The organism is Grimontia indica (genome assembly GCF_000333895.2).
GTDB classification, from domain to species: Bacteria; Pseudomonadota; Gammaproteobacteria; order Enterobacterales; family Vibrionaceae; genus Enterovibrio; species Enterovibrio indicus.
Genome location: NZ_ANFM02000031.1, coordinates 1 through 13,893, shown reverse-complemented (window position 1 = coordinate 13,893; position 13,893 = coordinate 1). Strand labels below are relative to the sequence as shown.

At 48.8% G+C, this 13,893-nt stretch carries 12 protein-coding genes; all 12 read left to right on the top strand.

What is annotated here, in order from left to right; genetic code table 11:
• Nucleotides 1–384 precede the first annotated feature (384 nt).
• The 12 genes from D515_RS16850 (at nucleotide 385) to D515_RS16800 (ending at nucleotide 13,738) form a co-directional block, all read left to right on the top strand.
• Entirely contained in the window at nucleotides 385–1,890 is a 1,506-nt protein-coding gene (locus D515_RS16850; protein WP_002540236.1) for a sodium-dependent transporter, read from the top strand.
• The gene (locus D515_RS25730; protein ID WP_152442386.1) at nucleotides 1,887–1,985 is read left to right on the top strand and encodes a MetS family NSS transporter small subunit; all 99 of its coding nucleotides are present in this window, start codon (nucleotides 1,887–1,889) and stop codon (nucleotides 1,983–1,985) included. The genes D515_RS16850 and D515_RS25730 overlap by 4 nt, the downstream gene beginning before the upstream one ends.
• A 170-nt stretch (nucleotides 1,986–2,155) precedes the next feature.
• Nucleotides 2,156–2,878 carry a response regulator gene (locus D515_RS16845; RefSeq protein WP_002540235.1) on the top strand — a complete coding sequence of 241 codons (723 nt, stop codon included), beginning with the start codon at nucleotides 2,156–2,158 and terminating at the stop codon, nucleotides 2,876–2,878.
• Nucleotides 2,868–4,310, top strand: coding sequence for an ATP-binding protein (locus D515_RS16840; RefSeq protein ID WP_039850251.1), 1,443 nt, complete (start codon nucleotides 2,868–2,870; stop codon nucleotides 4,308–4,310). The genes D515_RS16845 and D515_RS16840 overlap by 11 nt, the downstream gene beginning before the upstream one ends.
• Nucleotides 4,311–4,313: 3 nt before the next feature.
• Nucleotides 4,314–5,567 carry an ABC transporter substrate-binding protein gene (locus D515_RS16835; RefSeq protein ID WP_002540233.1) on the top strand — a complete coding sequence of 418 codons (1,254 nt, stop codon included), beginning with the start codon at nucleotides 4,314–4,316 and terminating at the stop codon, nucleotides 5,565–5,567.
• Nucleotides 5,568–5,887: 320 nt separating this feature from the next.
• On the top strand, nucleotides 5,888–7,192 hold the full coding sequence (gene ugpB, locus D515_RS16830; protein ID WP_002540231.1) for a sn-glycerol-3-phosphate ABC transporter substrate-binding protein UgpB: 1,305 nt from the start codon (nucleotides 5,888–5,890) through the stop codon (nucleotides 7,190–7,192).
• 69 nt (nucleotides 7,193–7,261) lie between these two features.
• Nucleotides 7,262–8,143, top strand: coding sequence for a sn-glycerol-3-phosphate ABC transporter permease UgpA (gene ugpA, locus D515_RS16825; protein ID WP_002540230.1), 882 nt, complete (start codon nucleotides 7,262–7,264; stop codon nucleotides 8,141–8,143).
• Nucleotides 8,143–8,991, top strand: coding sequence for a sn-glycerol-3-phosphate ABC transporter permease UgpE (ugpE, locus tag D515_RS16820; RefSeq protein ID WP_002540229.1), 849 nt, complete (start codon nucleotides 8,143–8,145; stop codon nucleotides 8,989–8,991). The genes ugpA and ugpE overlap by 1 nt, the downstream gene beginning before the upstream one ends.
• Nucleotides 8,992–9,024: 33 nt before the next feature.
• Nucleotides 9,025–10,092 (top strand): sn-glycerol-3-phosphate import ATP-binding protein UgpC, encoded by a 1,068-nt coding sequence (locus D515_RS16815; RefSeq protein WP_002540228.1) that lies wholly within the window; start codon nucleotides 9,025–9,027, stop codon nucleotides 10,090–10,092.
• A 194-nt stretch (nucleotides 10,093–10,286) separates the two neighbouring features.
• A complete protein-coding gene (locus D515_RS16810; protein WP_002540227.1) occupies nucleotides 10,287–10,820 on the top strand; it encodes a hypothetical protein in 534 nt (177 codons plus the stop codon).
• A 163-nt stretch (nucleotides 10,821–10,983) separates the two neighbouring features.
• Complete coding sequence (panP, locus tag D515_RS16805) at nucleotides 10,984–12,627, top strand: pyridoxal-dependent aspartate 1-decarboxylase PanP (protein WP_002540226.1); 1,644 nt, start codon at nucleotides 10,984–10,986, stop codon at nucleotides 12,625–12,627.
• 133 nt (nucleotides 12,628–12,760) lie between these two features.
• The gene (locus D515_RS16800) at nucleotides 12,761–13,738 is read left to right on the top strand and encodes a LysR family transcriptional regulator (protein ID WP_002540225.1); all 978 of its coding nucleotides are present in this window, start codon (nucleotides 12,761–12,763) and stop codon (nucleotides 13,736–13,738) included.
• Nucleotides 13,739–13,893: the final 155 nt, after the last annotated feature.

Here is a 13,893-nt window from a genome sequence, read left to right as displayed (position 1 = left end):
ACTTTCTGCTAACAGAAACATCATCAATAGTTCATATCACTATTAATACGTCATTTACATCCAGAAACACACCATCCGTATGCGTTTACGCGGAATGATAACTATCAAAACAGCACGATCATAAGAGATTCACGCTATTGATTTAGTTGAAACCAATGCTTAATCTGCCTTTAACCTCACAGGCAGAAGATTATTTTGCCAAATCGTGATGGGAAAAAATTCCAAACACAACATGGTTGAATCAGCACCCGCAACCAAGCGCTTCCAGAGCAGTAACAAAACCATTCAAATCTGTTCACGTCGACGCTGATAACACAGCGCAGCACAACAAGACGTTGTCTGCGTACATAAAAGGACGGGTGTTATCACCAACAAGGAGAAGTTATGACTAGAGAAGTCTGGGGCTCTCGCGCTGGATTTATCCTCGCGGCAGTAGGCTCCGCAATCGGCTTGGGGAACATCTGGCGTTTCCCATATATGGCTTACGAAAACGGCGGCGGCGCATTTTTTGTTCCTTACCTCTTCGCCATGCTGACCGCGGGTATTCCATTTATGATCATGGAGTTTGGCCTTGGCCATAAACTTCGTGGTTCTGCACCGGTTGTCTTTTCAAAACTGAACACTAAGTTCGAATGGCTGGGCTGGTTCCAGGTTGGTATTGCTGCTGTTATCGCAGTTTACTACGTCGCGGTTATCGGCTGGGCAATGTCTTACGTCGGTTTTGCATTTGATCAAAGCTGGGGTACAGACACTAACGCCTTCTTCTTCAGCGAATACCTGAAGCTGGGCGAAAACTCACCAAGTAATCTGGGTAGCTGGCAGCTTCACATCGCAATTCCTATGACTATCGCATGGGCGATCACTTTTGCTGCAGTATTTACCGGCATCAAAGGCGGTATCGAGCGCGCAAACAAGATTTTGATGCCTGTACTCTTCATCATGGTTCTGTTGCTGATTGCACGCGTTGCGTTCCTGCCAGGTGCTGTTGAAGGTCTGAACTACCTGTTCACGCCTGATTTCAGCAAATTGACTGACGCGAAAGTTTGGTCAGCGGCTTACGGCCAGATCTTCTTCACACTGTCTGTTGGCTTTGCCATCATGCTGGCTTACTCGAGCTACCTGCCGAAGAAATCTGACGTCACGAACAATGCGTTCATGACCGTTCTGATCAACTGTGGTTTCTCTATTCTGGCCGGTGTACTTATCTTCTCTATCTTGGGCTACATGGCACAAGAGCAAGGTAAAGCGGTCACTGAAGTGGTTAGTGGCGGTGTAGGTTTGGCGTTTATTACGCTGCCTCAGGCTATCAACCTGCTACCGGCACCTTACATCATTGGTCCACTATTATTCCTGGCACTGGTTGTTGCGGGTCTGAGCTCACACATTTCAATTATTGAAGCGGTGACGTCAGCGATTATCGACAAGCTGAACATCAGCCGTAAAGTCGCTGCCTCTGTTGTTTGTGGTACTGGCTTCGTTGTTTCTATGGCGTTTGCAACCAACGGCGGTCTGCTACTGCTGGATCTGGTTGACTACTTCATGAACAACGTCGCTCTGCTGGCAAGCTGTCTGATTGAGCTGGTTATCCTGGGCTGGTTGATCAAAGTGTCTGACATCCGTGACCACGTGAACAAAGTCTCTGAGTTCTCTGTAGGTGCTTGGCTGGAAGTGTGTGTACGTTTCGTAAGCCCACTGATGCTGGCTTGGATCGTCGGTACTAACCTGGTTAACACGTTCAAAGAAGGTTACGGCGGCTACGAGCAAAGCGACCTGCTGATGCTGGGCTGGGGCCTGACAGCAGCACTGGTTATCGTAGGTATCATCGTAAATATCGTATCTCGTCCTGCTAAGGATTCAGCAGAAGAAGACGCACAGGAGGCAAACGCATGACAACAGGTGCAATCATTATGATGCTGATTGGTTTCGGCATTACCTGGGGCGGCGCAGCATACTGCATCAGCCGCGCAATGAACTCGGATAAATAATCCGAACCCAGAAAAGTACAGAACCCCGGCCAATGCCGGGGTTCTTTTTTTGTCCAAATCAACCATTTGTTTGATCCCATCCACTCAATTTGGGCGTGCCTCGCTAGAATCAAGACATTTTCTCTAAGATAATAACGTGATATTTGTCGAGAATAAGGGGAAGACCTTTCATGGTTAATCAGAAGCGGATCCTGGTGGTGGATGACGATTTAGAAATCCGCGAACTGCTTCAAGAGTATCTGTCCAAAGCGGGATACGATGTCATGACCGCGCAAAACGGGCAGGAAATGAAAGCGAAACTCGCCGTTCAATACCCGGACCTCATCCTTCTCGACATTATGCTGCCCGGTGATGATGGATTCACGCTGTGTAAATATGTTCGACAAGACTCGAGCGTTCCAATCATCATGCTCACTGCGGTTTCCGATGAAACCGACCAGATCATCGGTCTGGAACTCGGTGCGGATGACTATATCGCCAAACCGTTCAGCCCTCGCCAATTGGTTGCCCGAATTCGCGCCCTGCTTCGCCGCACCCAGCAATTGCAGGAAACCACCATGTCCAAGCCAAAAGCGATTCGCTTCGCACAGTGGCGCTTGGACCCCGTCACACAGCGGCTCAATCATCAGGTTACCGGTCAGGAAGTAGAAATGACCTCAGCAGATTTTACCCTGCTGATGCTGTTTATTGAAAACCCCAATTCGCTGATGGACAGAAACGCGATTTCTAACGCGACCCGCGGGCGCGACGCACAACCTCAAGAACGCGGCATTGATGTTCAGGTCAGTCGACTACGCCAAAGACTGAAAGATAACGGCCGCCAATCCACCATCATCAAAACCGTTCGTGGTAACGGCTACATGTTTGTCGCAGACATTACCTATGAGTCTTAACTTAAAATCTTACTTCTGGCCGCGTTCGCTGCTTTCGCGGACCTTGTTACTCACGGTACTGTCGGTGATCCTTGCACAAAGTGTGGCCAGTTTCTTCTGGTACACCCAGTCCAAGGAACGCGAAGTGGAAGGTTTGAAATCGGCGTCTGAAAGCATGGCGCAGATGTTTGCTTCCACCACTACCTTCTTCCAGTCATTGCCCCTCGAATATCGACATATCGCTCTGGACCAACTCCGTAATATGGGTGGTGCACGCTTTTTCGTGTCATTTAACACGGAAGAAATTCGTATTACACCAATTCCGGATACACGTTCAAAACTCGAGGCGATTAGCACCATCGAAAGCGTGCTAAAAAAAGAATTGCCCAATGTTGATCAAATCAAAGTGGATTTTTCCCGCCCTGAAACCTTGCGCGTGCTGAACAACAGCTTATTGCTGTCTGATCTTCCGAAGTCTTGGGCGCACCACACACTTAGCTTGGAACCCTTAAACCCGCCGATTCTCGTCGTGCAGATAGAGCTCACCGAAGGGCAATGGGTATACATCGCCGCTATTTTGCCTGCGCCTTATGTCACCCTGGAAAACGATCTGATTAACGCAGACCAAATCGTCTTCCTGTTTGCGATCACCACCCTGTTACTGGTCTTTACCTTTACGTTGATACGCAATCAGACCCGACCATTAAAGCGGCTCGCACGAGCAGCAAACCGCCTGAGTACCGACATAGAACAGCCAGAACTGGTGGAAGAAGGTGCCAGTGAAATCACCACAGTAACCCGCGCTTTTAACCTGATGCAAAAGCGACTTCAGCGTTATATGCACGACAGGGAAAAACTGTTTGGTTCCATTTCCCACGATTTGAAAACGCCAATCACCCGATTGCGTCTTCGTGCAGAGCTCATTGATGACGAAGTGCAGGCTGTGAAAATCAACAAAGATCTCGACGAACTCGAGATCATGGTAAAAGGTGCGCTGCAAACGGTAAAAGATACCGATATTCATGAAAACGTCACCGCGTTGGATGTGCTCCAAATCCTTAGCAGTATTGCAGAGGTTCACAACCAGCAGCGCCTGCGTGTGAACATTACCGGCGAGCAGTTACGCCCGTTCTACTGCAAACCTCTTGCATTCAAGCGCTGCCTGACCAACCTCATCGACAACGGTGTGAAATACGGTGATGAAGTCATGGTGTATGTCCATGACGGTGAAAAATCACTGGATATCACCCTGATGGACAAAGGTCCCGGCATCCCTGAAGATTTTCTAAAGAAAGTTTTCGACCCTTATTTCCGTTTGCATACTGATTTACATGGCACAGGTCTCGGCTTGGGTATTGCCAAAAACATCATTCGCGCACATGGTGGTGAAATTATTCTGTCCAACCGCAAGGAAGGCGGTCTGCAAATTGACATCGCATTCCCCAGGACCTGATTCATGAAATGTTTTCCATCCCTTTTGTTTGCCTCAGCCCTCGCTTTCTCTGTTCAGGCTAACGAAACCAATAACGTCGAAGTGCTGCACTGGTGGACAAGTGGCGGCGAAGCACGCTCCGTCGATACACTCAAAGAAATGATGAAACGCGAAGGCCACGTTTGGACAGACTTCGCCGTTGCGGGGCGTGCCGGCGAAAGTGCTATCAATACGCTTCGCATCCGCGCCCTTTCCGGTAATCCACCGGATGCTGCGCAAATCAAAGGTCCAGAAATTCAGGAGTGGGGAAAACTGGGTTTTCTCGCCACACTGGATGATGTCGCTAAAGAACAGCATTGGAACGAGTTAGTGCCTCGTCGTGTCAGCGATTTTCTGAAAGTCGATGATCACTATGTGGCGGTACCTTTTAATATCCACCGCGTAAACTGGCTATGGGCCAATGCAGACGTATTAAAGAAAGCGGGCGTTGAGCCTCCTAAAACGCTGGATGAGTTTTTCAACGCTGCGGAGAAGATCAAAGCGGCAGGTTACATTCCGCTCGCGCTGGGTAACGAGCCTTGGCAAGAAGCCACTTTGTTCGAGCTGATTGCACTCGCTATTTTAGGTACAGAAGATTTTCACAAAGCCTTTATCGAACAAGACAGCGACGCGTTAACCAGTGACAAAATGCGGGAAACACTTCACGTGTTCCGTAAGATGAAGCAATACACAGACATTAATTCGCCGGGACGCAGTTGGAGCGATACCACGTCTTTAGTGATCGATGGTAAAGCGGCGATGCAAATGATGGGCGACTGGGCAAAAGGCGAATTTCTCGCAGCAGACAAGAAGGCAGGAAAAGACTTTCTTTGCATTCCTGCGCCGGGAACCGCCAACCAATTTTCGTTCAACATCGACAGCTTCGTGTTCTTCAAAAATGGTGCCTCTGAGACCTCAGAGTCGCAGAAGATGCTAGCCAGACTGATCCTGGAACCAGAGTTCCAGCGGGAGTTTAATCTCAGTAAAGGTTCCATCCCAGTCCGCGTTGATATTGATATGCAAGACTTCGATCCCTGTGCTCAGGAATCAATGCAGGCGTTTCTGCGTGCTGCAGCAACGGATAATCTCGTTGCCAGCTTGTCCCACAATATGGCCATTGGCCGAGCTTCCCAATTCGCGCTGTTCGATGTGATCAGTCGTTTCTTCAATGACGATAACGTTGATATCGACGAGACCATGCGACATATTCGCGCCGCAGTGCTCGCTGATAAACTCTAATTGTGACTCTATTGCGCCCTCAACTCTGAGGGCGCAATTCCCCCAATCTGTTGATTCGAGCGTCTCGCTCACAATTCGCATTTTCGAAATCGAAAATTAATAATCCTGTCAATTCAATTATCTACTCTTTGCAGTGCTCTCTAAGTTAGCGGGAAATCACACATTTTATTTGCGACTAAAGACACACAATGTCGACGGTGATATAACAAATTTGTAACATAGCACTCATATGCTCTACCTTCCCGCTCGAACGAGCGAGCACACTTTCGAAATGGAAAGCCAAAAAAGGCAATAGAAGTTCGTCAGACAAGGAGTAAACCATGAAGCTAGGTCAATTAGCAGCACTCACCTCTGTATCACTGCTGCTGGCATCCCCATCTTACGCTGCAACAGAAATCGAGTGGTGGCACGCGATGGGTGGTAATCTCGGTGAAAAAGTGAACGAGATTGCAGAGAAGTTTAATGCAAGCCAAAGCGACTACGTTGTTAAGCCTGTCTACAAAGGCAACTACACAGAAACCATGACAGGTGCTGTTGCCGCATTCCGTGCAAAACAGCAACCGGAAATTGTTCAGGTTTTTGAGGTAGGTACTGCGACCATGATGGGCGCAAAAGGTGCTATCTATCCTGTCTACCAATTGATGGAAGACACCAAAACAGAATTCGACCCTTCTGCTTACCTAGCATCAGTAACCGGTTATTACACCGACAGCGACGGCAACATGCTTTCCATGCCGTTTAACAGCTCCACACCTGTGCTTTACTACAACAAAGATCTGTTCGCTAAAGCCGGTGTCGAGCCACCAAAAACGTGGGAAGAAATGGATGCCGTAGCAGATAAACTGCTGGCAAACGGTGCGAAATGTGGTTTCACCACAGGCTGGCAATCCTGGACACAAATCGAGAACTTCGGTGCTCGCCACAACGCTCCTATCGCAACCGCCAACAATGGTTTCGACAGCACTGATGCCAAGCTACTCATTAATGACAAAATCTTCGTTGACCACATCGCTCAACTGGCAGAATGGCAAAAAGACGGTACGTTCAAATACGGCGGCCGCCGTTCAGACAGTGCGCCACTGTTTTACAGCGGTGAGTGTGCCATGTACATCAACTCTTCGGCGTCTTACGCGGGCATAAAAGGCAACGTGAAAGATTTTGAGTTTGGCGTATCACCATTGCCTTACTACGCCTCTAAGATCAAAACCCCACAGAACTCCATCATTGGTGGTGCAACACTGTGGGTACTGCAAGGCCATGACAAGAAAGACTACGACGGTGTCGCTAAGTTCTTCAAATTCATGTCCAGCGCGGAAAACCAAGCTGACTGGCACCAGTTCACTGGCTATCTGCCAATCACTCACGCAGCTTACGACCTGAGTAAGAAACAAGGTTTCTACAACGAAAACCCAGGTACTGACGTAGCGATTGTTCAGATGACATCTGTTGAACCGACTCCTGCTTCTAAAGGTATTCGCCTCGGTAACTTTGTTCAGATCCGTGACGTGATCAACGAAGAGTTGGAAAACGTTTGGTCTGGCGAAGCCTCTGCACAAGATGCGATGGATAAAGCCGTTAAGCGCGGTAACGTGCTTCTGGCGAAGTTCGCAAAAGCGAACAAGTAATACGCTCACCGTAAAACCGGGGGGAAACATCCCCCCGCTGATCCACACAATTACAATAAGCAGGTTGTTATGGATAACAAACCCGTCTTTCACAACGTCTGGTTACCCGTACTGCTGCTCGCCCCCCAGCTGGTCATCACTTTTATTTTTTTCCTATGGCCAGCGGGACAAGCAGTATGGCAATCCACGCTACTGGAAGATCCCTTCGGCTTAAGTACAGAATTCGTTGGCTTAGAGAATTTCTTTGAGCTTCTTGAAGACAGTGCTTACTTCTCGTCATTTGGCACCACCTTATTCTTCAGCTTCGCAGTCGCAGCATTAGCGCTTTTCGTCTCTTTGCTGCTGGCGGTGATGGCTGACCACATCATCAAAGGCGCTACCGCCTATAAAACCTTATTGATCTGGCCATATGCGGTTGCTCCCGCGGTTGCCGGTGTGCTTTGGCTGTTTATGTTTAACCCAACGGTGGGCGTATTGGCGCACGCCATGGCAGCAGTGGGGATAGATTGGAACCCGTTTATCAATGGGGGCGATGGCATGTTTATGGTTATCGTCGCGGCAACCTGGAAGCAGATAAGTTACAACTTCCTGTTCTTCCTCGCCGGATTGCAGTCCATTCCCCGTTCACTGATTGAAGCGGCAGCGATTGATGGCGCAGGCCCAGCGAAACGATTCTTTACCATTGTGTTCCCACTGCTTTCGCCAACCTCGTTCTTCCTTCTGGTCGTGAACTTGGTTTATGCCTTCTTTGACACCTTCGGCGTTATCCATGCAATGACACAAGGTGGCCCGGGCGACTCAACCACCACACTGGTTTACAAGGTTTACGCCGATGGATTCGTCGGACTGAATATGGGCTCCTCCGCCGCTCAGTCAGTACTGCTGATGATTCTGGTGGGTGTGTTGACCGTTATCCAGTTTAAATACGTTGAGAAGAAGGTGGCTTACTGATGGTAGAAAGAAGACCCTTACTGACACTTTTCAGCCACTTAGTACTTATTCTGGGCGTCCTTGCTGTTGCCCTGCCTGTCTGGCTGGCACTGACAGCAGCGACACACGACAGTAAAGAGTTTGTGAGTGGAATGACACCGCTTTGGTTTGGCGACCGTGGCTTTGAAGTGTTCCATGAAATTCTGACCGAAGGCACATCGCGTGAACTAAAAATCAGCGTGGCCGGCATGCTATGGAACTCGACGTTGATGGCGCTTGGTATCGCCTTTGGCAAGCTTTCCATTTCCATTTTGTCCGCGTATGCCGTGGTGTATTTCCGTTTCCCTGGCCGCATGCTGGCGTTTTGGGTGATATTCATGACTTTGATGCTGCCTGTAGAAGTTCGCATTATGCCGACTTTCCAGGTCATTGCCGATCTCAGCATGCTCAACACTATGTCCGGCCTGACTATCCCGCTAATCGCCAGTGCGACCGCGACTTTCCTATTCCGCCAGTTCTTCCTGACGGTACCGGGCGAGCTATTGGAAGCAGCTCGAATTGATGGCGCAGGCCCAATCAAATTCTTCTTTGATATTCTCCTGCCGCTCTCAAGAACAAATATCGCAGCTTTATTCGTGATTACGTTCATTTACGGCTGGAACCAATATCTATGGCCTCTGCTGATCACCACCGAAGATAACTACTACACCATCGTGATGAGTATCCAACGCATGTTGGCTGTCGGTGATGGCGAAGTGGAATGGAACAAGGTGATGGCAACGACACTGCTCGCCATGATCCCGCCTGTACTCGTGGTTCTTGGCATGCAAAGGCTGTTCGTGAAAGGCCTGGTAGAAACTGAAAAATAATAAAGAATTAAGCTTCACACAGAGGATGCGTGAATGGCGACAATGACACTCGACCAAATTAAAAAAGTTTACCCCAACGGTTTTAAAGCGATCCACGGGGTAGATTTAGACATCGCAGATGGCGAAATGATTGTACTGGTAGGCCCAAGTGGCTGCGGCAAATCCACTCTACTCCGCATGATTGCAGGGTTAGAAACCATATCGGACGGCGCCTTATCAATAGGTGGAGACCGCGTTAATGAGAAAGAACCGGGTGAACGTGATATCGCCATGGTCTTTCAGAACTACGCGCTGTATCCGCATATGACAGTGTTCAACAACATGGCGTATGGCCTAAGAAACCGTGGCGTACCGAAAGATAAAATAGAAACATCCGTTAACGAAGTCGCTAAGATGCTGGAGCTCGATCATCTGCTGACACGCAGACCGTCTCAGCTTTCCGGTGGTCAGCGTCAACGTGTGGCGATGGGGCGCGCCATTGTGCGTCGTCCAAAAGCGTTTTTGTTTGATGAACCGCTTTCCAACCTCGACGCAAAGCTGCGTGTGCAAATGCGCTTGGAAATCAAAAAGCTTCAGCGCTCGCTGAATACCACCTCCATCTACGTGACCCATGATCAAGTGGAAGCCATGACGCTGGCGGATCGTCTGGTGGTACTAAGTGCGGGCAACGTCGAACAGGTTGGCACACCGCTGGAAGTTTATGACACCCCTGCCTCTCTGTTCGTAGCGACATTTATTGGTAGCCCGTCGATGAACATTCTTGAGGGCTCAGTGAATGGCGGAAAGCTGACCTTGAGCAATGGTGAATCCATTGCGGATTCGAATCTTGAAGATCGTAGCCTTTACATCGGGTTGCGTCCTGAGCATCTCCAGATTGCTGAGAACCCGGACAACAAGCAACTCACCATGAAGGTCACGCTAACCGAATCTTTAGGTGCAGACTTGCTGGTTTACGGTACGCTGGGTGACTCTGACCAGCAAATGACGCTGCGCGTTGAAGGTCATGTGGTGGTTGAAGATGGCGCATCGTTACCTCTGACTATCGACACTAAAAACATTCACCTGTTCGATAGAGAAACTGAAAAACGCATCGAAAGCTAACCCCTCTATTTGTCACAATCTGAGCAACTGAGAGATCTCTCGCTTGGATTGTGACAATCCACTAATTCCAGAGAAAATTTTCGTTTTTATTCTTCGGTCGCTAACATTACCATTACGACTATAAAAAATATCTGTAGCGTCAATGCCAAAGAAAGAACGCCACAGAAACAACCTTCGACCAAAAGGATTTAAAAATGCGTCGTTTAGCCCTGATCCTCATTGCCACTTTGGTGCCTGGCATTTCGTTTGCGAAAGACATCGAACAACTGGACAAGCTCTGTGTTAGCCAGAAGTATCACAACTATGTGGATGCTTCGATCACTTGGTACGAAAACCTCGTAGACCTGACCATTAAGAAAGACCCTAAACTGGAAGGCGTTGCGGGTTGGTTCCTTGAAGGTCGCCGTAACCACTTCACGCTTAACGAAGAAGCGTTTGACTACTATCTGGAAAACGACCCAAGCAAACTTAACTTTGATGCCCCTGTGGAATCTTGGTTGAATTTGTCTCAAGAGGACGTAAAGACACTTAGTAGCTCACAAGGCGAACTCGCGGATGCAGCGAAGAAAGTATTCGAATTCCGTCAGGGTAAAGCACACGAAGGTAACTACGATCTTCGCTCTGCCCTCGCCTCTCTGCTCAGCCACCCTAAAGAAATCGATGTACCGTTGACTCAGTACAACGATGCGATGTTGAAACTGGCCGAAACCAGCTGCGACAAGCAATAACAGCCTCGCGCCAAGCTTTACAAAAGCCACCTAAATGGTGGCTTTTGTCTCAACCCCCAAGATTTCTACCCTTTGACATCGACCAAGCCCACGTTTTTCCTGTGTTGTAACTTCGGCGAACATCGTGTAGAAAAGCCCATTATTAGAAAATAAAGAACCTCGGATGGTTACAGAAACTAAGACGGCGGAAGCGTCCCTGGAAAGCCTCCACCGTATTTTTACCGTGCCCGAAGCGCCCGATTCCACCTTGGGCAAAATCGAGCAGGAAATTTCCCAAAACCTGAATCGCTTTTTGCAGAATCATATTGCTGCGACAGATTCATCTCTCACTGATATCGAAAAAGATTTCAGCAACCCGTTGATCCCCGAAAAACCAACCTTCGTTTCCGAACACACCGAGTTTTTGCTGGATAAACTGGTTGCCCAATCGGTTCATACCTCATCGCCACGCTTTATTGGTCACATGACATCAGCGCTTCCCTACTTCCTGATGCCGCTGTCCAAAATCATGATTGGCCTTAACCAAAACACGGTCAAAATCGAAACCTCAAAGGCCTTCACGCCACTCGAGCGTCAGGTGCTGGGCATGCTCCACAACCTGATTTACGGCCGTGATGACCCGTTTTATGAAAGCTGGATGCACAGCGCTGAACACTCCCTTGGGGCATTTTGCTCCGGCGGGACAATCGCCAATATCACGGCTTTGTGGGTAGCGCGCAATGCTGCACTGAAAGCGGATGGCGATTTCAAAGGCGTGGCGGAAGAAGGCCTGTTCCGCGCCATGCGCCATTACGGCTATGACGACTTAGCCATTCTCGTCTCCGATCGCGGCCATTACTCTCTTAAAAAATCCGCTGACGTCCTTGGCATTGGCCGACAATCCTTGATTGCTATCCCAACTGACGAAAACAACCGCATCCGCATCGATAAGCTCGAAGAGAAAGTTGCTGAGCTGAAAGCGAAAAGCACCAAGGTATTTGCACTGGTTGGCGTCGCTGGCACAACCGAAACCGGGAATATCGACCCGCTTGACGCCATGGCAGAAATTGCTGAGCGTGAAGGCATTCATTTTCATGTGGATGCTGCCTGGGGCGGTGCGAGTTTGATGTCCAGCAACCAGCGACACAAACTCAAAGGCATTGAACGAGCAGATTCGGTGACCATTGATGCTCACAAGCAGCTGTACGTGCCAATGGGTGCAGGCATGGTGATTTTCAAAGACCCTTCTATGGTCTCTGCGATTGAGCATCACGCCAACTACATTCTGCGCAAAGGTTCTAAAGACCTCGGCAGCCACACACTCGAAGGCTCTCGCAGTGGCATGGCGATGTTGCTATACGCCAGCCTGAACATCATCGGACGTGAAGGTTACGAACTGCTGATAGATCAAAGCGTCGATAAAGCCGAGTACTTTGCTTCATTGATTGCAGAGCAGTCTGATTTTGAGGTGGTGAGCAAGCCCGAGCTTTGCCTGCTCACCTACCGATTTGTTCCTGAAGTAGTTACGAAAGCGTTCGAAATCGCCAATGATACGCAGCGCGAAAAACTCCACCAGCATTTGAACGACCTAACTATTTTCATTCAGAAGCACCAACGCGAAGCCGGAAACACTTTCGTCTCCCGAACCACGTTAACGCCCGTCCAATTGGACAATCGCGCCACTATCGTATTCCGTGTGGTTTTAGCCAACCCGCTTACCACCAAAAACATCCTAGAAGAAGTGTTAGAGGAACAGAGAGCACTGGCGAAACAAAGCACAATCGCGTATCCCAAGCTTCTGGAACTTGCCGAACAAATCCTGCATTAATCTTCATAAAAGAAAGCCGCGAAAGCGGCTTTTTTGTTTCTCACTGCTTACGACTCATTGCTGCAACATGCTGATTTCAAATCGCTTGGCTAAGCTGATCAATAAGGAAGATTGAAATCATAGGGAATGTGAGATGGGGACATTAGGCTTTGAGCTGAAATCGCTGGAAGTGTTTGTGGCAACCGCCAAAACCGGCAACATGACCGCCGCTTCTCAGCATCTGGATATTTCTCAATCTTCGGTCTCACAAATTCTTGCCAATCTGGAAAGTAGCCTCGGCGTGAAGCTCCTTGATCGCAGTGTGCGCCCCGTTGAGCTTACTGTCGCTGGACGCTATTTCTACGACCAATCCGTCCACCTGCTCGAACAAGCCTATAAAACCCAGCAAGTCATCACCAAAGGGAGTTTTAACAGTCTGCACTTGGTGCGAATTGCTATGGTGGATTCACTGGCTGCCACCGTAGGACAACCGCTGATTGAAGTGATAAAAGCGCACACCGAAAACTGGACCATGATGACGGGCTACTCTCACCTTCATCAGCAAGGTCTTCTCAGCCGTAGCATTGATATTATTATTTCTGATGATGTCCTCGAAAGGCAGGACGACCTTCGCCGTCTGCAGATTCTGAAGGAACCCTTTGTTCTGGTTGTTCCCAAGCAGTTCCAGCAAAAGTATCCCGACACCTGCCACTCGCTTGTCGCATTGAGTCAACATTTGGATATGATTCGCTACAGTGAACAAAGCCTTATCAGCCAATCCATCGAAACCTACCTACATCACCAAGGGTTAACCGTGCCAGACCGCATGCAACTCGATAACACATTTGCCGTACTTTCTGCGGTAGCTCAAGGACTTGGCTGGGCATTAACCACACCATTGTGTCTTCTTCAGGGTGAAGTTTTCCGCAACCAGATAAGCTGTATTCCACTTCCGGAAAAGGATTCTTTTTTCAGGTACTTAACCCTGATTGCAAGACGCAATGAGTTGGGTGATTTACCGGAAAAACTCGCCGATGGAAGTTGCAAAATCCTACGCCAACATTTCCTTGCCAAAATCCGCCAACATTACCCCTGGCTGGATGGAAAAATACGCATTGGAAAGTACACCTAACAAGCCGTTCAAATTCACACTATTAAAATTCCTAATAGTGTTATCCCACCCTGTGTGATTGTGGTGGTAAAAGTTTTTCACTCTCTCCTACCTTAAAGTAATACCCAAACGACCTGAAGATGCTCGCATTCAGAGGTCATCAATGCGTTCAATTC

What these genes read in the sequence shown, in the direction of transcription:
- D515_RS16850 (WP_002540236.1), top strand. Translation starts at nt 385, where the DNA reads ATGACTAGAGAAGTCTGGGGCTCTCGCGCTGGATTTATCCTCGCGGCA.
- D515_RS25730 (WP_152442386.1), top strand. Translation starts at nt 1,887, where the DNA reads ATGACAACAGGTGCAATCATTATGATGCTGATTGGTTTCGGCATTACC.
- D515_RS16845 (WP_002540235.1), top strand. Translation starts at nt 2,156, where the DNA reads ATGGTTAATCAGAAGCGGATCCTGGTGGTGGATGACGATTTAGAAATC.
- D515_RS16840 (WP_039850251.1), top strand. Translation starts at nt 2,868, where the DNA reads ATGAGTCTTAACTTAAAATCTTACTTCTGGCCGCGTTCGCTGCTTTCG.
- D515_RS16835 (WP_002540233.1), top strand. Translation starts at nt 4,314, where the DNA reads ATGAAATGTTTTCCATCCCTTTTGTTTGCCTCAGCCCTCGCTTTCTCT.
- ugpB (WP_002540231.1), top strand. Translation starts at nt 5,888, where the DNA reads ATGAAGCTAGGTCAATTAGCAGCACTCACCTCTGTATCACTGCTGCTG.
- ugpA (WP_002540230.1), top strand. Translation starts at nt 7,262, where the DNA reads ATGGATAACAAACCCGTCTTTCACAACGTCTGGTTACCCGTACTGCTG.
- ugpE (WP_002540229.1), top strand. Translation starts at nt 8,143, where the DNA reads ATGGTAGAAAGAAGACCCTTACTGACACTTTTCAGCCACTTAGTACTT.
- D515_RS16815 (WP_002540228.1), top strand. Translation starts at nt 9,025, where the DNA reads ATGGCGACAATGACACTCGACCAAATTAAAAAAGTTTACCCCAACGGT.
- D515_RS16810 (WP_002540227.1), top strand. Translation starts at nt 10,287, where the DNA reads ATGCGTCGTTTAGCCCTGATCCTCATTGCCACTTTGGTGCCTGGCATT.
- panP (WP_002540226.1), top strand. Translation starts at nt 10,984, where the DNA reads ATGGTTACAGAAACTAAGACGGCGGAAGCGTCCCTGGAAAGCCTCCAC.
- D515_RS16800 (WP_002540225.1), top strand. Translation starts at nt 12,761, where the DNA reads ATGGGGACATTAGGCTTTGAGCTGAAATCGCTGGAAGTGTTTGTGGCA.